This window comes from Paraburkholderia sp. BR10937 (assembly GCF_040965695.1).
GTDB lineage: Bacteria > Pseudomonadota > Gammaproteobacteria > Burkholderiales > Burkholderiaceae > Paraburkholderia.
This window is the reverse complement of sequence record NZ_JBFRCL010000008.1, coordinates 1-23,325: the sequence shown is the minus strand read 5'-3', so window position 1 is coordinate 23,325 and position 23,325 is coordinate 1. Positions and strand designations below refer to the sequence as shown.

At 67.1% G+C, this 23,325-nt stretch carries 20 protein-coding genes and 1 pseudogene; 12 read left to right on the top strand and 9 right to left on the bottom strand.

Annotation, left to right across the window (positions count from 1 at the left end; translation table 11 throughout):
- Positions 1 to 20: 20 nt before the first annotated feature.
- Positions 21 to 611 (bottom strand): YSC84-related protein, encoded by a 591-nt coding sequence (locus tag AB4Y44_RS08865; protein WP_342920843.1) that lies wholly within the window; start codon positions 609 to 611, stop codon positions 21 to 23.
- Between the two features lie 374 nt (positions 612 to 985).
- Between AB4Y44_RS08865 and AB4Y44_RS08860 the strand changes: the two genes are divergently transcribed.
- From AB4Y44_RS08860 to AB4Y44_RS08845, 4 genes are all read left to right on the top strand, one after another.
- Positions 986 to 1,357, top strand: coding sequence for a DUF2946 domain-containing protein (locus tag AB4Y44_RS08860; RefSeq protein ID WP_368699259.1), 372 nt, complete (start codon positions 986 to 988; stop codon positions 1,355 to 1,357).
- A gap of 101 nt (positions 1,358 to 1,458) precedes the next feature.
- Entirely contained in the window at positions 1,459 to 3,855 is a 2,397-nt protein-coding gene (locus AB4Y44_RS08855) for a TonB-dependent receptor (protein ID WP_368699258.1), read from the top strand.
- A gap of 101 nt (positions 3,856 to 3,956) precedes the next feature.
- Complete coding sequence (locus AB4Y44_RS08850) at positions 3,957 to 5,474, top strand: PepSY-associated TM helix domain-containing protein (RefSeq protein WP_368699257.1); 1,518 nt, start codon at positions 3,957 to 3,959, stop codon at positions 5,472 to 5,474.
- Between the two features lie 60 nt (positions 5,475 to 5,534).
- Entirely contained in the window at positions 5,535 to 5,963 is a 429-nt protein-coding gene (locus AB4Y44_RS08845) for a hypothetical protein (protein WP_368699256.1), read from the top strand.
- 76 nt (positions 5,964 to 6,039) lie between these two features.
- Here the strand turns inward: AB4Y44_RS08845 and AB4Y44_RS08840 are convergent, their stop codons facing one another.
- Together AB4Y44_RS08840 and AB4Y44_RS08835 are read right to left on the bottom strand one after the other, a co-directional pair.
- Entirely contained in the window at positions 6,040 to 6,750 is a 711-nt protein-coding gene (locus AB4Y44_RS08840; protein WP_342920848.1) for an SDR family NAD(P)-dependent oxidoreductase, read from the bottom strand.
- Positions 6,751 to 6,850: 100 nt separating this feature from the next.
- Positions 6,851 to 7,792, bottom strand: coding sequence for a sterol desaturase family protein (locus tag AB4Y44_RS08835; RefSeq protein ID WP_368699255.1), 942 nt, complete (start codon positions 7,790 to 7,792; stop codon positions 6,851 to 6,853).
- Between the two features lie 330 nt (positions 7,793 to 8,122).
- On the opposite strand from AB4Y44_RS08835, the gene AB4Y44_RS08830 reads away from it, so the two are divergent.
- The 5 genes from AB4Y44_RS08830 to AB4Y44_RS08810 all read left to right on the top strand — a co-directional run bounded on the left by AB4Y44_RS08830 (position 8,123) and on the right by AB4Y44_RS08810 (position 12,598).
- Positions 8,123 to 9,106 carry a hypothetical protein gene (locus AB4Y44_RS08830; RefSeq protein ID WP_342920850.1) on the top strand — a complete coding sequence of 328 codons (984 nt, stop codon included), beginning with the start codon at positions 8,123 to 8,125 and terminating at the stop codon, positions 9,104 to 9,106.
- A 102-nt stretch (positions 9,107 to 9,208) separates the two neighbouring features.
- Positions 9,209 to 9,514: an EF-hand domain-containing protein gene (locus AB4Y44_RS08825; protein ID WP_368699254.1), complete on the top strand. Its 306-nt coding sequence runs from the start codon at positions 9,209 to 9,211 to the stop codon at positions 9,512 to 9,514.
- A gap of 16 nt (positions 9,515 to 9,530) precedes the next feature.
- A complete protein-coding gene (locus AB4Y44_RS08820) occupies positions 9,531 to 10,244 on the top strand; it encodes a response regulator (RefSeq protein WP_342920852.1) in 714 nt (237 codons plus the stop codon).
- Positions 10,244 to 11,641 (top strand): ATP-binding protein, encoded by a 1,398-nt coding sequence (locus AB4Y44_RS08815; RefSeq protein WP_368699253.1) that lies wholly within the window; start codon positions 10,244 to 10,246, stop codon positions 11,639 to 11,641. The genes AB4Y44_RS08820 and AB4Y44_RS08815 overlap by 1 nt, the downstream gene beginning before the upstream one ends.
- 189 nt (positions 11,642 to 11,830) lie before the next feature.
- Complete coding sequence (locus tag AB4Y44_RS08810; protein ID WP_342920854.1) at positions 11,831 to 12,598, top strand: DUF4410 domain-containing protein; 768 nt, start codon at positions 11,831 to 11,833, stop codon at positions 12,596 to 12,598.
- Positions 12,599 to 12,674: 76 nt separating this feature from the next.
- Here the strand turns inward: AB4Y44_RS08810 and dld are convergent, their stop codons facing one another.
- The 5 genes from dld to AB4Y44_RS08785 all read right to left on the bottom strand — a co-directional run bounded on the left by dld (position 12,675) and on the right by AB4Y44_RS08785 (position 19,732).
- Positions 12,675 to 14,417 carry a D-lactate dehydrogenase gene (gene dld / locus AB4Y44_RS08805; protein ID WP_342920855.1) on the bottom strand — a complete coding sequence of 581 codons (1,743 nt, stop codon included), beginning with the start codon at positions 14,415 to 14,417 and terminating at the stop codon, positions 12,675 to 12,677.
- Positions 14,418 to 14,537: 120 nt separating this feature from the next.
- Positions 14,538 to 15,437, bottom strand: a complete 900-nt coding sequence (locus AB4Y44_RS08800) for a LysR family transcriptional regulator (protein WP_342920856.1) — start codon at positions 15,435 to 15,437, stop codon at positions 14,538 to 14,540.
- Positions 15,438 to 15,553: 116 nt separating this feature from the next.
- Positions 15,554 to 17,098, bottom strand: coding sequence for a hopanoid C-3 methylase HpnR (gene hpnR / locus AB4Y44_RS08795; RefSeq protein ID WP_342920857.1), 1,545 nt, complete (start codon positions 17,096 to 17,098; stop codon positions 15,554 to 15,556).
- Between the two features lie 91 nt (positions 17,099 to 17,189).
- Positions 17,190 to 18,677 carry a GntP family permease gene (locus tag AB4Y44_RS08790; RefSeq protein WP_342920858.1) on the bottom strand — a complete coding sequence of 496 codons (1,488 nt, stop codon included), beginning with the start codon at positions 18,675 to 18,677 and terminating at the stop codon, positions 17,190 to 17,192.
- On the bottom strand, positions 18,674 to 19,732 hold the full coding sequence (locus AB4Y44_RS08785; protein ID WP_342920859.1) for a patatin-like phospholipase family protein: 1,059 nt from the start codon (positions 19,730 to 19,732) through the stop codon (positions 18,674 to 18,676). The genes AB4Y44_RS08790 and AB4Y44_RS08785 overlap by 4 nt, the downstream gene beginning before the upstream one ends.
- A 211-nt stretch (positions 19,733 to 19,943) precedes the next feature.
- On the opposite strand from AB4Y44_RS08785, the pseudogene AB4Y44_RS08780 reads away from it, so the two are divergent.
- Together AB4Y44_RS08780 and AB4Y44_RS08775 are read left to right on the top strand one after the other, a co-directional pair.
- Positions 19,944 to 20,540 (top strand): annotated as a pseudogene (locus tag AB4Y44_RS08780) (uracil-DNA glycosylase family protein); the annotation flags it as partial.
- A 45-nt stretch (positions 20,541 to 20,585) separates the two neighbouring features.
- The gene (locus AB4Y44_RS08775; protein WP_342920907.1) at positions 20,586 to 20,957 is read left to right on the top strand and encodes a DUF488 family protein; all 372 of its coding nucleotides are present in this window, start codon (positions 20,586 to 20,588) and stop codon (positions 20,955 to 20,957) included.
- 40 nt (positions 20,958 to 20,997) lie between these two features.
- Here the strand turns inward: AB4Y44_RS08775 and AB4Y44_RS08770 are convergent, their stop codons facing one another.
- Positions 20,998 to 22,320 (bottom strand): TIGR00366 family protein, encoded by a 1,323-nt coding sequence (locus AB4Y44_RS08770; RefSeq protein ID WP_342920860.1) that lies wholly within the window; start codon positions 22,318 to 22,320, stop codon positions 20,998 to 21,000.
- A gap of 271 nt (positions 22,321 to 22,591) precedes the next feature.
- Between AB4Y44_RS08770 and AB4Y44_RS08765 the strand changes: the two genes are divergently transcribed.
- Positions 22,592 to 23,325: SH3 domain-containing protein (locus tag AB4Y44_RS08765; protein WP_368699252.1), on the top strand; the 734-nt coding region annotated here is incomplete at its 3' end.

Genomic DNA, 23,325 nt, shown 5'->3' with positions numbered 1-23,325 from the left:
CGTAACTGCGCGCGGCAGCGTCAAATGACGAGCCGCGACACCTTCACGCCTTCCAGCGACACACCGGCCATGAGGCCCGCGTTGGTCAGCACGAACGCTTCCACGGGGCTCATGGCGGTCGAGGTATCGACATTGCCGTTCGCGCCCACCGTGACGAGCGCCACCGTGGCGTCCGCGCCTGCCGACCAGCCCTGGCTGCTCGTGAAATCGTTGAGCGCGACCGGATTCATGAACGCGAAGATGATGGACTTGGACTGCGCGCCGATCTGCAGGCCGAACGAGCCCGCAATGGTGCTGTAGTAGCCCGTCGTGCGGCCATCCACGCGCAGCGCGCCGGTGCCGTACTGCCCGCCGAACCAGAAGCCTGCCGAAAGGACCTGTGGAAAGACGAGCACGCCGCTCGACTTCGAGATGAGTTCCTGCGATCCGCTCACCGTGTTGAACAGGCGTGCGAGCGTGGCGTCGACGCCCGCGTCAATCGAATTGCGCTTCGCCGTGTTCTGCGAGGCGTTGTTCTGCGAGCCGATCGGCGTGGTCGTGCAGCCAGCAAGCGCAAGCCCGCTGGCGGCGAGAGCGGCACCGGAGCTGAGAAGAAATTGACGTCGGCGCATTGCGTGATTTTCCTGTGCAAATGGGGCTTCGGGTGCCCGCGCCGGCCCGGTCGTGGACATCCGGGCCGCGCGCAAAGCGCTACAGGATAGCGCGCATGGCCGTCGCCGGGGCAAACCCGCAATCCGGCGCGTGGGCACCCGGCCGCCTGCGGCGGCCATGACCGCTCATCCTTGGGGGTGTAGGACCATGCAGCGGGCATCGAGTTCGCGCGAAGATGTAAGGAAATCCCCAGCCTCGGGCGTTTCGGTGCAACGCAACAGCATCCCTGGCCGCGACATCGCACCGCGCTTATTGCCATCCTCAGGGCCGGGGGCGCGCGTGCGCAAACGCGAAAGGCCGTGTTAGACTCCGCCGCGCAATCATTCTCATTCTCATGAATTCACGCAAGCATTCACTGCTGACCGCATGGCTTGGCCTCGTCGCCATGTGGCTCATCGTGCTTGCGCCGCTCGTGAGCCAGCTCGTCGCCGCGCAGCACGCGCATGGGCCGGACGCCACGCTCTGCTCGGCCGTGCAGCCGGTGCAGTCCGGTAGCGCGCCGCATCTTTCGCACGACGACGCATTCGGCGCCTGCGGCTACTGCCATCTGCTCGAGCATCATGTGGCGATGCCTTCGGTCGCCGCGCCCGCTCCGCTTGCCGCCCTCGTGCTCGCGCGCGAGACGATCGCGCCGCCCGTCACCCACGACCTCCCCTTAGGCGCCTTCCCTTCGGGCAGGCCGCGCGCCCCACCCGTCCTTTCCTGAGTTACGCCTTTACCGGCCGGTCGACCGCGATCTGATTGCGTGCCCAACGAGCACGCACGACACGCGCGGCTGCTCGATTCCCGTTTCCAGGAAAGCATTTCATGTCCACGCACACCACGCGTGGCGCTGGCGTTCGCTCACGCGAACGCGCAACGCCGCGCGCGCTGCGGCATGCCAGGCGCCTCGCGCTCGCCATGCTGCCGCGCGTCTTGCCGCTGCCTCTCGTTGCACCCATCGTCTTTCATGCAGCCCAGGCTGCCGAGGCGCAACCCGCCGATGCCGCCTCGTCCGCGACGCTGCCCACCGTCAAGGTCAGCGCCACCGCCGGCAGCGCCGCAGCGCCCGCCGTCGACCCCAACCTGCCGGCGACGGTGGAAACCGTCACGCCCGCGCAGTTCTCGAACTGGAACGTCGTCAACACCGAGGACGTGCTCAAGTACCTGCCCAATCTCGCCGTGCGCAAGCGCTACGTGGGCGATCTGAACTCGATCATCGCCGTGCGCGGCACGAGCAATACGCAAAGCGCGCGCGGCCTCGTCTATGCCGACGGCCTGCTGCTCTCGAACCTGCTCGGCAACAGTTACAGTTTTCCGCCGCGGTGGTCGATGGTGTTCCCCGACCAGATCCAGCAAGTGGATGTGATCTACGGGCCGTATTCCGCGCTCTATCCCGGCAACTCGCTCGGCGCCACCGTGCTCATCACCACGCGCATGCCGAAGGCGTTCGAAGCGACCGCGGATGTGAAGGCGTTCACCCAGCATTTCAGCCTCTTCGGCGTGAACCAGAACTTCAACGGCAGCGAGATGAGCGCGTCGATCGGCGACCGCATCGGCAAGTTCTCGTATCTGCTTGGCGTGAACCACCTGGAGAACACAAGCCAGCCGCTGCAGTTCGCCACGCTTGCGCGGTCGACCAAGCCCGCGCAGCCGGGCGACGTGCCCGTGCGTGGCGCGTACTTCTACAACAACCAGACCAACACGCCCACGGTCGTGCTCGGCGTGAACGGCGAAGGCATGCAGCACACGGTGCAGGACCAGTTCAAGCTGCGCATGCAGTACGACTTCACGCCCACCGTGCAAGGCGGCGTGACGCTCGGCTACTGGCACCAGACCTATAACAACGCCACCTCGACCTTCCTGTACGACGCGAACGGCAACCCCGTGTACAGCGGCAAGGTGTCGATCAATGGCTACGAGTACACCATTCCCGCGGCCGCGTTCGCACCGAGCCGCGGCTGGAGCGAAAACTGGCTGTATGGCGCGACACTGCGCACGCATCAGGCCACCGGCTGGAACGCGGAGGCCATTGCCTCGTACTACGACGTAAGCAACAGCGTGGCACGCACGGCGAATGCGGGCGGACCCGGCAACGGCCCCGGCGTCATGACGCTCGGCGACGGCACCGGCTGGAAGACACTCGACCTCAGGACGACGTGGACGCCCGCCACGCCCGACGCCGGGCTCGCCGCCCACTGGCTCACCTTCGGCTATCACTACGACGACTACGCGCTCGACAATCGCACGTACAACACGCTCGCGTGGCGCGACGGCGGCGCGACCAGTTTCGCCAACGCCTTCGCCGGCAAGACCGAAACCCAGGCGCTCTACGCCCAGGACGCCTGGCGCTTCCTGCCGCGCTGGAAGCTCGTGTACGGCGTGCGCTACGAGAACTGGCGCGCCTTCGACGGCTATCAGGCGCTCGGCAGCGTGAACGTGCCGTATGCGAACGTGGGCGACCATCACTTCTCGCCGAAGGCTTCGCTCTCGTTCGACGTGACCGACGACCTCACACTGCGCGCATCGATTGCGCGCGCCTACCGCTTCCCGACCGTGAGCGAGTTGTTCCAGGGGCAGGTGAACGGCTCGTCCATCGTCAACAACAATCCGAACCTGCGCCCCGAGGACGATCTCTCGAAGGAACTGAGCGCCGAATGGGCGCACTGGAACGGCCTGATCCGCCTGACACTCTTTCAGGACGACGTAAAAAACACGATCTTCAGCCAGACCGATACGACGGTCATTCCGAACGTCACGAACTTCCAGAACATCGGCAAGGTGCGCTCGCGCGGCGTGGAAACGAGCTATCAGGGAGAAGACGTCATCGTGCGCGGGCTCGATCTCGCGGCGAGCGTGGCGTATACGCAGTCGAAGATTCTGGAGAACGCGCAGAATCCGGCGAGCGTCGGCAAGTACTTCTACCGCATCCCGCTGTGGCGCGCGAATCTCGTCGCGACCTACCGGTTCGACGCGCGCTCCGCACTCACGCTCGCCGCGCGCTACTCGGGGCGCCAGTACAACACGCTCACGAACACCGACACGAACCCGAACGTATTCGGCGGCACGAGCACCTACACCGTCGCCGACGTGAAGTACATCTTCCGGCCGACGAAGAAGAGCGAGATCGGCGTGGGCATCGACAACCTGTTCGACGCGCGCTACTTCGTCTATCACCCGTATCCCGGCCGCACGTACTACGTCGAAGCGAAGCTCGGCATTTGAGCGGCGCGCTCGCGGCCTTCGCTTCCGTTCGCATTTCCGTCCGCGTTTTCGTCTGAATCATCCATGTACTCGAGCCGTGCCGGCTCGACAAGGAGTCCCCGATGTCCACGATATCCGACCCGGTCAGCGCACCGCCTGCCCGCGCGGTGCAGCCCGGCTACCGCACGCTGTGGCGCTGGCATTTTTATGCAGGCCTCTTCGTCATGCCCTTGCTGCTCGTACTCGCCATTACGGGCACGATCTACTGCTTCCAGCCGCAGATCGAACCCCTGCTTTACCCGCATCGGCTGGTGGTCGCGCCGGCGGCGACACCGCGCCTGCCCGTGGATGCCCTGCTGGCCCGCGCACGCACCGCGCTGCCGCCAGAGGCGCGGGCGCTGCGCGCGCACGTCGAGTCGAATCCCGCGCGCAGCGCCGAATTCGTGTTCGCGCTGCCCGGCGGGACCAAAGAGAGCGTCTACGTGAATCCCTACGATGGCGCGGTGCTCGGCACGCTCGACGTCGATCGCCGCTTCATGCAGGTCGACCGCATGCTGCATCGCAAGCTCCTGCTCGGCAAGCCCGGCGAGCTGCTCATGGAGCTGGCCGCCTGCTGGACGCTCGTGATGCTCGCCACCGGCATTGCGCTCTGGTGGCCGGGCGCGAGCGCGTCGTGGCGCGCCGCGCTGCTGCCTCGCTTCGGTGCGCGCGGACGGCCGTTCTGGAAGAGCGTGCACGCGAGCGTCGGCATCTGCCTCGCCGTGGGCGCGCTCGCGTTCGTGCTGAGCGGCCTGCCGTGGACGGGCTCGTGGGGCAAGCAGTTCAAGGCGCTCGCCACGCGCGCGAGCCTCGGCGCGCCGCGCGGCACGTGGGGCGGCGGCCTCGCGCTGAAGTCGGCCTTGCCGGGTACGCCGGCCGCTGCCGCCACCGCAGCAGCTAGCGGCGCAGCGGCGAATCCGCCCGCAAGCCACGCCGGCGAACAGGAACACAGCGGAGAGCACGCGGGCCATGCCATGGCGTCGATGCCGGGCATGGTGATGGACGACATGCCGCTGCCGCTCGTGCCCTGGGCGGTCGGCGCGGTTCCCGTACCGCACTCGCCCGACGCGTCCGGCGCACCGCAACACTGGACGCTCGCACAGGTCGTCGCCCAGATGCGCGATCTCGGCGTGCGCGACGGCTACGACATCGTGCTGCCCGCCACGCCCGATGGCGTCTACACCGTCTCGTACTTTCCGCCGGATCCGAAGGCGGAGCGCACGGTGTATATCGACCAGTACAGCGGCGCCGTGCTCAGGGACATTCGCTATGAGGATTACGGCGCGGTCTCGCAAGCCATTTCCTATGGCACGTCGCTGCACATGGGCCGCTACTTCGGCCTCGCGAACCAGCTGATCTGCGCGGCGATCTCGCTGGGCCTCGGCGCGCTCGCGGTGACCGGCTTCGTGATGTGGTGGATGCGCCGTCCCGCGCGCGCGAAGGGCGCATCGATGCTGGCCGCGCCGCCACGCGAGCGCGCCGCGCCGCCGCTGCGCGCCTGGAAGACCGGTCTCGTGCTGCTCGGCATCGTGTTTCCGCTGATGGGCGCGACGCTCGTGGCGGTCTGGCTGTTCGACCGCGCAGCCTTCCGACGCGCCTAGAAGCTGCCATCCTTCCGGCATCGGCGGCCGCGGCGGCCCTGCGGTAATCTGCGGACACAATTGCGTCTGAACCTGGCTGCGCCAAACGGTTTCAAATGTATATATGCGGAGATTATCGTGTGGCGGCTAATTTCAGCGCTGGGCGCGGCCGCGGTGCTCGCGGGCTGCGCGGTCGCGCCCTATCCCGGTTACCCCGGGTACGACGGCTATGACTACGGCTACCCCTACTCCTCGGGCTATCCGTACGCCTACGGTTACGACTACTACCCCGGTTATTTCGGCGGGGGCTATGGCAGCGTCGCCATCTGGGGCGGTGGCGGCGGATGCTGCTATCACCATGGCTGGCACGGCGGCCATGGCGGCGGCTGGCACGGTGGCGGCTGGCACGGAAGCGGTGGACACGGCGGTGGCGGCTGGCATGGAGGCGGTGGCGGCACGTGGCAAGGCGGCGGCGGTGGCATGGGGGCCGGCGGCGGCCACGGCCACTAACGGACCACCGCGCGATCACGGCGGGGACCGCTCTGTTGCAGCGGCCCCCGCCGTGCGCGCAAGCGCGCCGCCCCGCCTACACGCGCCCGTTCACGGGAATCAGCGCTCCCGTAATCGCCTGCGCGTCCGCGCCCAGCAAAAAAGCGATCACCGTCGCGATCTCGCGCGGCTGCACCCAGCGCGTGAAATCGGCGTCCGGCATGTCGGCACGGTTTGGCGGCGTGTCGATGATGCTCGGCAAAATCGCGTTCACCGTCACGCCCTTGTCCTTCAGCTCTTCCGCAAGCGCTTCCGTCAAGCGTGCCACGCCCGCCTTCGACGCCGAATACGCACCCATGCCGAGCCCCGCCTTGAGTCCCGCGCCCGCGCCGATGTTGACCACACGCCCCGCGCCGCTCTGCACGAGATGAGGCAGCGCGGCCTTCGAGGCGTTGAGCGCCGTCTTCACGTTCAGATCGAACATCAGATCCCAGGTGCGCGCGTTGCCATCGCCGATGGTCTCCCACCGGAACGCGCCCGCCACGTTGACGAGCGCGTCGGGCCCGCCCAGTTTCCCGTGCAACGTGCCGAACGCAGTCTGGGCCGCGTTCGCGTCGACGAGATCGACGCCTCCCATGCACAGCGCGCCCGCGAGCGCGGCGGGCAGCGCCGCCGCATCGGGGGCCGCGCCGCGGCCGATCAGCGCCACGCGGGCGCCGCGCTCGGCCAGCAATTGCGCTGTCGCCAAACCCAGGCTGCCGAAGCCACCCGTCACCGCGACCACCTTGCCGTTCAATCCGTTTTCCATGCGCGTGTTCCTCTCGTTGCTTCACTAACTGAATTCGATGCGGCCCGCGCGATCGGTGCGGGCGCCGCTGGCGCCACGTTACGCGAGGCGCGGCCTTCCATCAACCCGCGCTCGGGCGTCCGCGCCGGGCATCCGTACGTTCCGTGGCGAGTACGTGCTGCTTGCGCAGGTTCTCCGTGGTGTCCCCGCCGCCATCCGCGCGCCAGCCCGGCGGCAGGAAAACATAGCGCACGGCGGTCCAGAGGTTCTTCGCCATCACGACGTCGCGTGCGAGCGTCGCCCAGTGCTCCAGTTCGACGACGAACGGATTGCGCGAGCGCACGGGCGTCACGAGTCCGTAGCGGCAAGGCTCTTCGGCGCGCTCCGGCACATAGGTGCCGAACAGGCGGTCGAAAATGATCAGGACTCCGCCATAGTTCGCATCGAGATAATCGACGTTTGAGGCATGGTGCACGCGGTGGTTGGACGGCGTGTTGAATACGTACTCGAGCCAGCCGAGCTTCGGGATCCACGTGTTGTGCAGCCAGAACTGATAGAGCAGGTTGAGCGAGAGGATGGCGAGCACGACTTCGGGCCGTACGCCGAGCCACACGAGCGGCGCGAAGAACATGGCCTGGCCGGTGAGCTTGCCGGTCCACCCGAGCCGGTACGCAGACGAAAGCGTCAACTGGTTCGGCGAATGGTGCACGGCATGCGTGGCCCAGAAAAAGCGGATGCGGTGCGACGCGCGGTGATAGCAGTAATAGCAGAACTCCTGGCCGATGAAGACCAGCAGCACGAGCGCAACCGTGTCGATATTCAGCGTGAAGAGGCGATGCTCCCACGCGAAATCCAGGATTGGCGCGGCGAGCGAAATCGGCAGGAACGCGAGAAGCTTGCGGCCCACGAGGTCGGCGAGCGAAAGCCAAACTTCAGACCAATCGAAAGCGGCCCTGCCCGCTGCTTCGCGGCGCTTCCTGAAGGTGAGCACGCACGCCTCGATCAGCGAGACGGCAACGACGAACAGCGTGACATAGAAAGCGAGTTTTCCTGTGGTGAGCATGATGGATCGTGTGCAATAGGCGCGTCTTGCGCGGTGAAGAAAGACGCGTGTGGCACGCAGGAGTCGCGGCGGCGCGTCGGATGAAGGGCACTGTAGTGGCGCGCAGCGGGAAAAACCACGCGCAAAGTATGTCGGGGTATGTCACGCGCCGCGCGCGAAACACGTCGATATGCCCGCCGCGCCGCGTGCGCGGGGAGGTAGCGCCAGAGGCCGCGCAACGTGTAACACCGTGACATGGTTTATGACGCGACTTGCGCCGGGCCCAGCCCTATAGTTCGTTCCGCTGACACGCCGCAGCGTGCCCCCCGAAACGAACCGCAAGGACCTCTGATGAAAACGCTCCCCCTCGTCGTCGCCGCGCTCATCGGCTTCGCCAGCGCCCCCGCCTTCGCCGGCTGGTCCGGCCACGGTACAGCGTACACGCCGCACGGCACGTACAACGGCGCGCACTACGGTTCCTGCAGCGGCGGCAGCACCTGCTCGCATGCGGGCGGCGTAGCCGGTCCCTGGGGCGGCGTCGCCACCAACAGCGGCTCGGTCACGCGCACCGCGCCAGGCCAGTTCAGCAACAGCGGCACGGCCTACGGCCCGAACGGCCGCTCGGTCCAGCATTCGGGCGATACGAGTTGCGCGGGCGGCACCTGCTCGCACACCGGTTCGCTCGACGGCTCGGATGGCCGCAGCGCGAGCACCTCGGGCAGCGTGACGCGCACCGCGCCGGGCCAGTACTCGTCGACGGGCACGGTCACGACGGGCAACGGCAACACCTACGGGCACTCGGCGTCCACGAGCTGCGCGGGCAGCACGTGCAATCGCTCGGGGACCGTCACCGGTACGCAGGGCGGCAGCGTCTACCACTCGGGCAGCGCCATGGGCGTCGGAACCGGCGTGGTGACCACGGGCGGCGGCACGACCGTCGTCCACGGCGGCACGGTGACCACCGGCACGGTCACGACCACGGGCACGACGACGGTCGCCGTCGTGGGCGCCCCGGCTCCTGTGCCCGCGCCGGTCGTCGTCACGCCGCCGCCGCCCAGCACCACGCTGTATGTCGCCCCGCCGCCGCCCGCCCCCAAGACGGTGGTCGTCGCGCCCGCACCTGCACCACAGACGGTTTATGTCGCGCCTCCCGCACCGAAGACCGTCTACGTCGCGCCGGCTGCACCCAAGGTCGTCTACGTGGCGCCGCCGGCACCCAAGGTCGTGTACGTGGGCCAGCCGCTGCCGCGCGCCGTGTACATCGCCCCGCGCCCCGCCGTGTGGATTCCCGGCCACTGGGTCGGCCGCGTGTGGGTCCCTGCTCACTGGGCCTGAACCATCACCGGCGGCTGCGGATTCGCATGACCCGCAGCCGCCCGCCTCTTTCGCTTGATCAACCGGCCGGCGCACTACGTCGGCCACCTCACGGAGAACACCATGAAGAAGATGATCGCTGCCCTCGTTTTGTGTATCGTTTCAGCACCGGTTTGCGTGCCGGCATCGGCTCAGGCTTTGCCGGGCGGCTCAGGCGACAGCGCGCGCGTCGAACGCATGATGACGCAGCTGCAAGGGCGTTTCGCCGCCGCGAACACGACGCACGACGGCAAGCTCACGCGCGAACAGGCGCAGGCGGGCATGCCGAAGGTCGCGCAGCACTTCGACGAAATCGACACGCTAAAAGCCGGCTTCGTCACCCTCGCGCAGATCGAGGACTTCATGCGAGCGCGCGCAGCAGCCCGATGAACGCCGGAGGCGTCACATGGAGCAGGCAAACAGGATCATCGTGCTCGACGACGAAGCCGAACTGCGCAACATGCTGCAGCGCTTTCTCACGAGCCAGGGTTTCGAGGTGCGCGCCGTCGCCGACGGCAAGCGCCTCGACCGCCTGCTCCAGCGCGAGCCCTACGACCTCCTCGTGCTCGATCTGATGATGGAGCCCGAAGACGGCCTAACGGTATGCCGCCGCCTGCGCGCCGAAGGCCAGACGCTGCCGATCCTCATGCTCACCGCCAAGGGCGACGCCGCCGACAAGGTGATCGGCCTCGAAACCGGCGCCGACGACTACCTCGCCAAGCCGTTTCTTCCCGACGAACTGGTCGCGCGCATTCGCGCGCTGCTGCGCCGCCAGAAGATGGCCTCGGGCGAACCCACGGTCACCTCGCAAATGCTGCGCTTCGGCGACTTTCAGTTCGACGTTGGCAAACAAACGCTCTACCGCGATGGTGCGCCCATCGAGGTCCACTCGGCGCAGATGCTGCTGCTGCACGCGCTCGGCTCCTCGCCGAACCGCGCCGTGAGCCGCGAGAACCTGCTCGCCCGCGCGCGCGGGCGCGACCACAGCGCGCTCGACCGCAGCGTGGACGTGCAGATCCTGCGCCTGCGCCAGATCGTCGAGGACGATCCCGCCAAGCCGCGCTTCATCAAGACCGTCTGGGGCATCGGCTACATGCTGGTGGCCGGCGTCGAAGCGTAATGCGCTTGCGCCTGCCGCGCTCGCTGCTCTCGCGCAACATCGCGCTGCTGGTGGCGCTCGTCGCGCTCTCGCAGATCTGCTCGCTCATTGTGCTGCTGCACTTCGTGCAGCGCCCGCGCATCGAACGCGCCTCGATCATCTTCGCCGATTACGTCAAGCTGCTCGACACCACGCTCGCGTCCATGCCGCCCAACGAAGGGCGCGCGGCGGCCGCGCGGTTCGATGCGCGCCGTGCGGCGCCGCCACAAGCGCCCGCCGAAACCCACCCGAGCCTCGTCGATTTTTTCCGCACCTGGCAGCGCGACGTATTCGTCGAAGCGCTGCAACGCCATCTGCCGCCCGAGCTGCTGGTGCGCTGGGACGCGAGCCACGACGAGACCGCACCCGCAGCGGATGGCGAAGCCGCGCAGGAGCGCCTGTGGATCCGCCTTCATGCGGCGGGCGAACCGATCTGGATCGCACTGCCGGTGACCGCCGACGCGCGAGCGAGCGGCATTACCACGGCGTTGATCCTCTCCGCCGCGCTCGCGCTGCTCGCCGCGCTCACCGGCTACCTGTTGCAGCGCCACATCAACCGGCCGCTGCGCAAGCTCGCGCGCGCGGCGCGGCGCGTGAGTGCCGGCGAAACGCCGCCGCCGCTGCCGACCGACGGCCCGACCGAAATCGCCCAGGTGAGCCGCGCCTTCAACCAGATGACCGAAGCGCTGAAGCAGGCCGAGGCCACGCGCGCGCTGATGCTGGCCGGCGTCTCGCATGACATCCGCACGCCGCTCACGAAACTGCGCCTCGCGATCGCGATGGCGCTGCCGCGCGGCAGCAACGATGCGCTCGTGGCCTCGTCCGAGAGCTATCTGGACCAGATCGACACGATCCTCCAGCAGTTCATGGACTACGCAGGCAGCGGCGAGCGCGAAGCGCCGCAAGCGGGCGACCTCAACGCGCTCGCGGGCCAGCTCGTCGCCGACTTCGCGGGGCTCGGCCATGAATTCGATTTCGACGAAGGCGAGTTGCCGGTGTTCGCGTTCCGGCCCATCGCCGTTATGCGTCTGCTGATGAATCTCATGCAGAACGCCGTGAACTATGGCCGCACAGGTCTGACGATTCGCACCTGGCGCGACGGCGACGCCGCCTGCGTGATCGTTGCCGACCGCGGCAACGGCATCCGCGCCGAGGAACTGGAGCGCCTCAAATCGCCCTTCAGCCGCGGCGCGAACGCCCGTACGCATTCAGGCGGCTCGGGCCTCGGGCTTGCCATCGTCGAGCGGATCGCGCGGCTGCACGGCGGCTCGCTCACGTTCCGCGACCGCGAAGGCGGCGGTCTCGAAGCCGTCGTGCGCCTGCCGCTGAACCGTCCCTCGTCGAGTCAGAACGGCGCGTCGCCGGCCGCGCGCCCATGACATGACTCGACATAATTTGCGCGTGGATTTCGCGCGCCCTTCCCCCCATACTTGCGCCTGAGCCTGAGCAACGGAGCAGAACAAACCGAAGCCCAGACGCCGAAGCACCATAGTCGATAGTTCGCCATCCTGATTGATTTGCGAGTATCGGCAGACACGAGACACTCTTTCAGGCAAAAGGACATCGACATGCAAACGATCATCAACTTCCTCGTCAAAAAAGCCAAGCGCATCGCGGGCACCACGTGCCTCGCCGGCGCGCTGTTCGCGAGCGGCTGCGCATCGGCTGCGCCGGTCGTGCAGACGAACGGGCCGCTCCCACAGCTGCACGCCGACGTCGTCTACGTCTACACGTTCGACGCCGCCGCCGACCAGGTGAAGCTCGACAGCACCGGCATGCTGCACAAGCTCAAGACGATGACGAGCGGCGAGTCGTCGGAGCAGCAGCAACAGCAGGCCGCACTGCAAACGCGCGAGCATCTCGCCGATCAACTCGTGAGCGAACTTCAGAAAATGGGCCTGCCCGCCGTGCGCATGGACGGTCCCGCACCCTCCGGACGCAACGCGCTGATCGTGGAAGGCCGCATCGACACGATGGACGCGGGCAGCAGCCGCCGCCGCATGCTGATTGGTCTCGGCGCGGGCAAGAGCGAAGTGGGCGCGACGATCGCGGTGCTGTTCCAGCCCGCCAACGGCGGCCAACCGCAACCGCTCCTGAGCTTCGAAACGAAGGCGGATAGCGGCCATATGCCTGGCATGGCCGAGACGGCGGGCGTGGGCGCGGCGGCCGGCCATGTGGCGACGGCGGCGGTGGTGGGCGGCGGTCTGCACGGCGCCTCGGAGGCGAAGCGCGACACGCTCTCGTCGGATGCCGGCAAGCTGGCCCGTTCGATCGCGAAGGAAGTCACGCAGATCAGCACGCAGAACGGCTGGATGGCAACGACGACGAGGAGCTAACAGGGGGAAGCGCGCAGCGCAGCGCGAGGTAAGTGCCCTTTACGGCGACGGTTCGATACCGCCGCCGTCTTTTTGTTTACTGGACCAGCGGCTCGCGCTGCACCTGAGGCTCCCGATAGCGCGCGAACTTCGACGTATGGCCGATCCCCGGATTGAAGCAGTTGCACGGATCGAGCGCTTCGTAGAACGACTTCAGCGCAGGCTTCGCATCGTAGAGATGGCCGACATTGTGCTCAGCGGGATATTCGGCGCCGCGCGCGTCGAGCAGCTTCCACATCTCGTGTTCCAGCGCGAGGCAGTCATGGCCCTTGCGCACGATGTAGTCCTGATGGAACACATGGCAAAAGAAGTGCCCGTAATAGAGCTTGATCGCGATGGGCTGTTCCACCGCCTCGGGCAGTTGCTCGAACCAGTCGCGATCGTTGCGGCGCAGCGCGATATCGAGCGCGACGATATCCTCCACTTCGTCGCCATGCACCGCGCGATAGCGCACCGCCGCGCCTGCCGCCGCGAAACGATGAAGAAACGCCTTGCTGCCCTCTTCGTCGCTACATTCGAAAAAGTCGCCGCTCGCCACGCCGAAAAACGCGTTCAGGTAAGCACGCGTTTCGTCCACCATATCGGCCGATACCTTGAGCATCAAATGATGCTCGTAACGCTGCCGGTAGTCCTTGAGCCGCGCGGGGAGATGGCCCGGAAAGCACCGGCTCACGGCCTGCGCCACGCGGTCAGTGAAATGCGCGGGAAAGAACGGCAGCCGCTCGAACAACGCGTCGCAGCGGCTCTTGAAGGCGAACAGCGCGGGCAGGCGCTGTGTGCCGAGATGCTGGATCAGGAGGAACATGTCCTTGCCGTAGCGCTCGGCGATATCGAAGGCGTCCCGATGGATGTATTCGCCCGCGATCGGCAGCTTCGAGAACTTGCCGAGCATGTCGCGGCGCAGGTCGGTTAATTCGGCCGTCTCGTTCGTGCCGATGTAGAACACCTTCGCACCGCGTTCGATGGGAAACGTGTCGAGCCGCACCGCGAACACCATGACCTTGCCCGCCGAACCCGCCGCTTCGTGCAGACGAAGCGGGTCGGCGTTGTAGCGCGCAGGCGTGTCCGCTTCGATGTCGCGCACGTGATCCGCGTAACGGTGGTCGGAAGCCGCGCCCGCGTCGTGAAGGATATCGGCTTCGGGCAGCTCGCCGCGATCGAGGCGGCCGAGCACTGCTTCCGGCGTCTCGCCCAGCCGGATGCCGAGATGATTCACGAGCGTAAGACGCCCCTCTGCATCGACCTGTGCAAACACGGACATTTCCGTATAGGCCGGGCCGCGCCGCACGAGCGAGCCGCCCGAGTTGTTGCACACGCCGCCCACGACCGATGCGCCCAGACATGAGGAGCCAATGACCGAATGCGGTTCGCGCCCGAGCGGCTTGAGCGTCTGCTCCAGCTGGTCGAGCGTCGAGCCCGGCAGGCAGACCACCTGCTTGCCGCCGTCGATCACGTAGACCTTGCGCATGCGCGTCATGCTCACGATCACGACCTCGCGGTCGTAGTCGTCGCCGTCCGGGGTGGAGCCGCCCGTGAGGCCCGTGTTCGAAGCCTGCGAGATGACGATCGCGTTCGCGGCGACGCAAGCCTGCAGCACCCGCCACTGCTCGACGAGCGTACCGGGCCGCACGACCGCCGCCACCTTCCCTTCGCCAAAACGAAAACCCTTGCGGTAGCGCCGCGTGGCTTCGTCGCCGGTCAGCACGTGCTGGCGGCCGACGACGACGCGCAACGATGCGACAAGCGGCTCGCGAGCGGCGCCCGGGTGCGTGGTGGACATGCGAACGGCTCCTGCAGAAAACGATGATCGCGGAAGGATAGAACCCGCGATCCATTACGTCCAATATCGCGACCACGCACGATCAAGACGAAAAAGATATGGATCGACCTTTGAGCCGAATCAGCCCTGCGGCGCATGCCGCGCCGCATCGCGCACGATGCGCACGAAGTTCTGCACCGTGGGCGCCTTTTCGCGCGGACGGTACACGAGCGCGATGGTCGTGTGCAGCGTGCCGCCCTTGAGATCGTGGTAGGTCACGCCCTTGGGCTGGATCTGGCGCATCGAAGAAGGAATGAGCGTGACGCCGAAGCCCGCCGCCGCCATGTTGACGGTCGAGGAAATCTGCGGCGACTCCATGCTGATCACGGGATTGAAGCCCGCCGCGTGGCACGCGCTGATGATCGAGTCGTAGAGATCGGGGCCGATCGGGCGTGGGAAGAGGATCAGCGGATCGCCCGCGAGATCGCCGAGATCGAGGCTGCGGCGGCGCGCGAGGCGATGGCGCGGCGGCAGCACGGCGAGTATGTCCTCTTCCACGAGCGCCTGCGTGGCGAGACCGCGGCAATCGAGCGGCAGGCGCACGAAGGCGGCGTCCACCTTCGCTTCACTCACGCGTTCCAGCAGCACCGAACTGTTGCTCTCCTCGCACCCGATCACGACACCGGGATACGCGCTGCGATAGCGCTGCAGCACGGTCGCAACGAGCGTGTGGAACACCGTGGAACCCGCGAAGCCGAGCACGAGCCGCCCGCTCTCGCCACGCCCCGCGTTTTGCGCCTCGGCGAGCGCCAGATCCGCGTCGTCGATGAGGCGTTGCGCGCGCTCGCGAAAGAGCCGCCCGGCCTCGGTCAGCTCCACGCGCCGCGAGTGGCGAATGAAGAGCCGCGTGCCGATTTCCTTTTCGAGCTTGAGGATCTGCTGGCTGAGCGGCGGCTGCGCCATGCCGAGAAAGGCTGCCGCCTCGCTGAAATGCAGATACTCCGCAACGGCGAGAAAGTAGCGTAGTTGCCGGAACTCCATATCGTTTTCGTCTTGATGCAACCGGTGCATTGTGAACCCGCTACGCGCGCGCGTCCAATCCCGACGGCAGGACGCGTGCGCAACTGGTATGCGTCAAGACGGCGCCGGCCGAAATATCAGCCGAGACCCATGCGCGTCTCGTCGACGAACTTCTCCGTGGCGTCGTCGATCTTGCGGCCCTTGCGGCCGGTGGGACCATGAATGTAGACGGTTTTCATGTCGACCTGCGTCGCCCCGCTCATGCCGGGCGGCGGCGTCATCTCGTAGTGGACTTCGCGCGCGTGGTCGGCCATCTGCAGGCGCGGATCGAACACCGAGTTGAAACGCCACAGCATGCGCACGAAATTGGTCTGGCCATGCAACAGCAGGTGCGTGGCCTGCCCCGCCGCGCCGCGTAGCGCGGTCCAGCCCATGTGCTTGCGATTGAGCACCTGCTGCGTGCGCACGAGTTCCGCGTAGAACTCGTGCAGCGGAAGCTTCGTCGGCACGACGGCGTGCTGGATGTCATAAAGACGATAGTCGAGGCTCGTGAGGCGCCGCGCCTCGCGCTGCCAGTTCTCCGTGCCCGGATACGGTGTATTCACGCTGATATTGACGATCTCGGGAATCTCGAGGCACCACTGGCGGATCGTCTCGAAGCGTTCGCGGTCCCAGTCCGGATCGGCAATCAGATTGATCGCGACGGTAATCCCGAGCGAACGAGCAAACTCGAGCGCCTCGAAATTCCGGTCGAGGCTGATCCGTTTGCGAAACGCCTTAAGCCCCTCCTCGTCGATCGCCTCCAGACCGAGGAACATGTACTTCAGGCCAATGGACTGCCACAGGCGGAACACGTCCTTGTTGCGCAGAAGCACGTCGCCACGCGTTTCCAGGTAGTAGCGCTTGTCGATGCCACGCCGCTTGATCGCCTCGCCGATCGCCATGCCGTGTTCGGCGTGCACGAACGCCACATCGTCGACGATGAACACACCCGGCTCGCGCAGCGACGCCAGTTCGTCCACGACGACTTCGGGGCTGCGCGTGCGGTAGCTGCGTCCGTAGAACGTCCATGCGCTGCAGAACGTGCAGTCCCACGGGCAGCCACGCGCGAACTCGATGGATGCGCAAGGATCGAGCGTGCCGATGAAATACTTGCGGCGATGGCGCAGCAGGTCGCGCGCGGGCCGCACCGGATCGAGATTCTCGACGAAGCCCGGCGGCGGCCCCGATCCGTGGCTCGTGAGGACGCCGGGCACCGCGAGCAGGTCTGTGCCGCGCGACACCGCTTCGAGCAGTTCGTTAACCGAAGCTTCACCCTCGCCGCGCAGCACGCAATCGATCGCGCCTTCGGCATGGCGCAGCAGATCGTGCGCGGTGAACGACACGCTGTGGCCCCCGACGAAGACGAAACACGAGGGCAGCGCGGCCTTCACGGCCTTCGACAGATCGATGATCTCGGGAATGTTGGCCAGATAGTTGCCCGAGAAGCAGAGCGCCTCGGGCTGCCAGTCACGCACCATGCGCATGAGGTCGCGGTGTGTCTCGACCTGCAGATCGAGCAGGCGCACGTCATGACCCGCATCGCGCGCCGTGCCGGCCACGGATTCGAGACCCAGCGGCTCGAGCCGCAGGAACACGCGCGTGTACATCAGTCCGCTCGGGTGGACAGCAAGCAATTTCATGAAGCCTCCTTGCGAAGGGCCGCCGCTTCGCGAGAGTCTACGCGCGTTGGCGGATCGCTGCGCCGCGGCGTGTCTCGCGCAGGATCGATGTTCAGAAACTGCCGAACAGCGAACCGAGCACGATCACCACGCCGAGCGCGATGAGCGCGCCGACGATGCTCACCACCACGAGGTCGCGGTAGCTTTCACGATGCGTCGAGCCGCACACGGCCAGCAGCGTGACGACGGCGCCGTTGTGCGGCAGGCTGTCGAGCGTGCCCGACGACATCACGGCCACGCGGTGCAGCAACGCGGGATCGATGCCATGCTGGGCGGCGAGTTGCATGTAGGTGCCGCCGAGCGCGTCGAGCGCGATGGTCAACCCGCCCGAGGCCGAGCCCGTGAGCCCGGCTAGCAGGTTGGTGGCCACGGCGAGCGAGACGAGCGGGCCGCCGCCGATGCCGAGCACCCAGTCGCGCACGGCCTCGAACGCGGGCAATGCGGCGATCACAGCGCCGTAGCCCACGAGGCTGCCCACGCTCAGCACCGGCAACACCGACGCGTTGGCACCCGCATCGACGCTTTCGCGCAGCGCGCCGAGCCGCCCGCGATTGAGCGCCACCAGCACGATGATGCCGAGCGCGAGCGCAACCGAGACACCCCACACGCCCGCCACCGCGGAAAGCGTGGTCGAACCCCAGCGCGGTTCGGCGAGATACGAGGCGTCGATGCGCGGGAACACCACGACGTTCATCACGAAGTTCATCCCCACGACGACCACGAGCGGCGCGAGCGCGACGAAGGGCGACGGCGGCCCGGTGTGGTCCGGTACAGCCGCGCCGCCGATCTCGGCGGGATCGAAGGCTTGCGCGAGACTCGCGCGCTCGCGCACGAGCGAGGACTTGCCGCGCTCTTCGTCATCGGCGCCGCCGTTATCGGGCTCGACAAAGCCCTCGCCGTTGCGCCGCGCCGCCGCCGCCGCGCGGCCGAGCCACCAGAGGCCGAAGCCCGCCATCACGAGGCTCGCGATCACGCCGAGGCCCGGCGCCGCGAACGGCGTCGTGCCGAAGAACGGCATGGGAATGGCGTTTTGTAGCGCAGGCGTGCCGGGCAGCGCCGACATCGTGAAGGTCGCCGTGCCGAGCATGATCGCGGCGGGCATCAGGCGGCGCGGGATATCGGCCGAACGAAAGAGCGCCTGCGCCATGGGAGCGAGCACGAAGAACGCGACGAACAGGCTCACGCCGCCATAGGTGACGAGCGCGCCGCCCAGCACCACGGCCACGAGCGCGTGACGCGTGCCGAGCTTGTCGATCATGAGGCGCGCCACGGCATCCACCGAGCCGCTATCTTCCATCAGCTTGCCGAACAGCGAGCCGAGCAGGAAGAGCGGAAAGAACTGGGCGAGAAATCGGCCCGTGCTCGACATGAATGTTTGCGTCCAGTGCGCGAGCACTGGCTCACCGGAAATGAGCGCGGCCAGCATGGCGCACAGCGGTGCGAGCAGCAGCACGCTCCAGCCGCGATACGCGAGCCAGATCAGGAGCGCGAGACTCGCGAGCATGCCCCCGAGGCCGATAACGAGCGTGCCCGCGCTCATTGCAGCACCCCTTCGAGCAGCGCTTCGAAATTGAACGTGGACGCCTCGCCGAGCTGCGCACCGTGCTGCGCGAGGAATTCATCGGCGGTGCGGCGGCCTTCGTCGCGCAGCATCGTGATGAACGACCACTCGGCGTTGAGCTTCGACGACGAGCCCAGCGTGACGAGCTTCGCGCTATGCACGCGATGCAGGCGCATATGCGCCCAGCGGCGGCCCTCCTCGCTGCCTGCGTCGGCGACCTTGTGCAGCAGCGCCATCATGCGCAGTTCCTTGATTAGCGGCGAGTTGAATGCGATCTCGTTCACGCGGTTGATGATGTCGCGCGCCGAACGCGGCGTGCCCGCGCGTTCCACGGGGTTCACCTGCACGAGGATCGTGTCGTCCGAATCGGTCTCGCGAATCAGCGGCGTAATCGTGGGATTGCCCGCGTAACCGCCGTCCCAGTAGGCTTCGCCGTCGATCTCGACGGCCTGAAACAGCGTGGGCAGGCAGGCCGAGGCGAGCAGCGCGTCGGGCGTGACGTCGGCATTGCGGAACACGCGCGCCTGGCCGTTCGAAACGCGCGTGGCCGTGACGAAGAGCTTGATGCGCGAGCGGCGCAACGCGTCGAAGTCGATGGTGTCGGCGAGGATCGTGCGCAACGGGTTCACGCGCCCTGGATTCAGGTCGTACGGGGAGACGACGCGCGCCATCATGTCGAGCGCGACGAACACGGGCGAATGATCGAGCGTCCAGCGCCCGAGCAGGATGTCGACGGGACCGCGCCGGAACGGGCTGAAGCGCGCGGCGTCGGCCACGCGGCGCCAGAAGCGTTCGAGCGCCTCGCGCGCGCCGGCCGCACCGCCCAGCGAATGGCCGCTCGCAAGCACGGCGGCGTTCATCGCGCCCGCCGAGGTGCCCGAAATGCCTTCGATCTGCAGCCACGGCTCTTCGAGCAGGCGGTCCAGCACGCCCCATGTGTATGCGCCATGGGAGCCGCCGCCTTGCAGCGCGAGGTCGACGAGCAAGGGCTCGGTGCGGGTCGTGCGGGTTGACGTCTCGGCTTCGGCAGGCATCGCGGCTCCGTTGCAGACAGACCACGGGCGAGATTACAGGAAAAGCGCAAATGGCCGCACGAGAATGACGCAGCGCGCAATCGCGTTCACGCGCGCTGGCATCGCGCTGCTGCCGGCACGCCGCGGGCCGGTCGCAGCGGCGCACCAGGGCGTTTGGTAGACTGGATCTCCCGTCACGCTTTCCCGCCTTGCCGTGTCGAAACTCCATCCGCTGCGGGGGCCGCTTGCGCTCTCGGGCGCGCTTCCCGAACTGCTCGCCGAAATCCGCGCCTGCCATGCCTGCGCCGACGCGCTGCCGCTCGGGCCGCGCCCTGTGCTGCAGGCGAGCGATACGGCAAGCCTGCTGATCGTCGGCCAGGCGCCGGGCGCGAAGGTCCACGCCTCAGGCGTGCCGTGGGACGACGCGAGTGGCAAACGGCTGCGCGCGTGGCTCGGCATCGACAGCGAGACGTTCTATGACGCCGCCCAGGTCGCGCTCGTGCCGATGGGCTTTTGCTACCCCGGCCGCGGCGGCGGCGGAGACAACCCGCCGCGGCCGGAATGCGCCCCGCTGTGGCACGCGCGGCTCGTCAAGCAGTTGCGTGGCGTGCGCCTGACCCTGCTCGTCGGCCAGTATGCCCAGCGCTATTTTCTCGGCAGCGAGCGCCGTGGCTCGCTCACCGAGACGGTCGCGGCCTGGCGCGACTACGCACCCAATTTCGTGCCGCTGCCGCATCCGTCGCCACGCAATCAGGTATGGTTCAAGCGCCACCCGTGGTTCGAACTCGACGTCCTGCCCGCGCTGCAGGAGCGCGTAAAAGCATTGCTGGCACCCGATGGCCGCCACGCGCACACCACTAAAAAGGAGCCGACGATGACGACGAAACCGGCAATCGATATCCAGCGTGTCTACGAACCGCTGCCCGCGGACGGACACCACTGCTATCTGGTGGACCGGCTGTGGCCGCGCGGCCTGAGCAAGGAAAAACTCGCGAACGTGGAATGGCTGAAGGAGGTGGCGCCGAGCACCGAACTGCGCCAATGGTTCCACAGGGAGCCGGAGCAGTGGACCGAATTCAAAAAGCGCTATCTGGCCGAGCTGAACGCCAATCCCGACGCCTGGCGTCCGCTCGCCGAAGCGGCCGCGAACGGGCACATCACCCTGCTCTATGGCTCCCATGACACGGAGCGCAATCACGCGATCGTGCTGCGCGACTATCTGGCGAAGCACGTAAAGCACAAATGAGCGCACGGCGCGCAGGCGCCGTCCGTTTCACGCTCAACGCTCAGAAGAGATACATCCCCGCGACGAACACCACGCCCGAGAACAGCAGCGTGGTCACGCAGTAACCCATGATGTCGCGCACGCCGAGGCCTGCGATCGCGAGCGCGGGCAGCGCCCAGAACGGCTGCGCCATGTTGGTCCACGCCTCGCCGTAAGCGATCGCCATCGCCGACTTGCCGAGGTCCGCGCCCAGCGCCTGCGCCGCCGGCATCACGAACGGCCCCTGCACGACCCAGTGGCCGCCGCCTGAAGGCACCGCGAAGTTGATCACCGCCGAGCTCAGAAACACGAGCAGCGGAAACGTATGCACGTTTGCGATATCGACGAACCACTTCGTGATGACGCCCGCCAGACCCGAGTGGTCCATGAGCGCCTGAATGCCCGCGTAGAACGGGAACTGGATCATGATGCCCGAGGCGCCCTTCGCAGCGCCGGCCACGGCGCGCGCGTAGGCCATCGGCGTCTTGTGCAGCACGAGGCCCGCGGCGAGGAACACGAGGTTCACGGTGTCGATGTCGAGCGCGAAGCCCTTGGTGTGAAACCGGAAACCGAGGAACACGAAGCACAGCGCCGCCACCAGCAGCGAGAGCGCGCGGCTTTCCTCGATGCGCTCGGCGAAGGTCGCATCCGGGTCGAGCTTGCGCTCGACGCTCGGAGGATCTTCGAGCAGCGCCGGGTCGACCGAGACGACATCCTCGGGCTTCGGCATCATGAGACGCACGAGAATCGGCAGCAGCACGATCAGTCCGATCGTGATGAACGCGTTATAGCCCGTGAAGATGGTCTGCGAGACCGGGATCAGGCCGACGGCCTTTTCCATCGGATTGCCCTTCGTGGCCGCGACGAGCGGCACCGAGCCGGAAAGGCCGCCGTGCCATGTGAGAAAGCCCATGTACGCGGCGGCGACGAGCAGTCGGTAGTCCGTGCCGCGCACGCGCCGCGCCACTTCGCGCGAGAACATCGCGCCGAGCACGAGGCCGAAGCCCCAGTTGATCGCGCAGGCGATCGCGCCCACGAATGCAACCAGCATCACGCCCTGGCCGGGCGTGCGCGCGCAACTCGCCAGCGCGACCAGCATGCGCTTGACCGGGCCCGAGCTCGCGAGCGCGTGGCCGGTCACCAGAATCAGGACCATCTGCATCGCGAACGCGAGCAGGTTCCAGAAGCCCGAACCCCACATCAAGACGAGCGCTTCGGGCGGCTGCGGCGTGAGCGCGAACGCCAGCACGAAGGTCACGACGGTGAGGAGAATGGCGAAGATGAGCGGGTCCGGCAGGATCCGATGCACTACGCCGGTAAAGAAATGGGAAATACGCTGAATCACGGTGGTCTGCTCCTCGTCTGCCGATACGGAACCGGTCGCCTGTTTTCTTCTTTGCGAACCGAGGCCGCGATTTTTGCACAGCGCGGCACAATGCGTGCGCCACGCCGGCGATTGGCCAAATGTGCGCCGAACGCCGCGCCTGACCGGTGATTGTGCGCCCCCACGAAATAAGCCGTTACATGCTTAGGCGCGCCCTAAAAGTCTTATCTGCTACCGTTATGGTTGCTATCTCAATAAATGTCCGGGTGATTCCACCCAGCTGGAGGCAGCAATGCGCAAGCAGTTTCTCGGTGTCGTGCTCGCCGCGCTAGCCGGCCTGTTCGTGGCTTCGCCGCCCGCGCACGCCCAGTCGCAGGCATTCACGAACCAGACCGTCAACATCTACGCGGGACCTGCGGCCGACTTTCCTATCGTCGCCCAGATTCCGGGTGGCGTGGCGGTAACGGTATGGGGCTGCGTAGCGGGCTTCAGCTGGTGCGACATCGGTTTTCCGGGCCTGCGCGGCTGGGTCTACGGCACCTTCATCAGCTATCCGTGGCAAGGACAGCGCGTGCCGGTGATGAACTATGGTCCGCGCATCGGTCTGCCCATCGTGACGTTCTCGCTCGGCGCGTACTGGGGCATGCACTACCGCGATCGGCCCTGGTACTCCAATCAATCGCGCTGGGCGCGCCATCCAGGGCCGCGGCCCGTGCCGCCGCCGCCCGTGCGGCCGCGTCCGCCCGTCGGTCGTCCGCCCAGCGGCACACGGCCGCCTAACCAGGGCGGCGGGAATCGTCCGCCCAACAACAATGCCGGCCAGGGAAACCGGCCACCCGGCGCAGGCCCCGGCAACAACAACGCGCGGCCGCCGGGACAAGGGAATGCCCGTCCGCCTGGACAAGGCAATGCTCGTCCACCTGGACAAGGCGGTGGCCGGCCGCAGGGGCAAGGCGGCGGGCGGCCGTCCGGCGGCGGGAGTAATCGACCACAGGGCGGCGGTGGCGGGCCTGGTGGTGGTGGTGG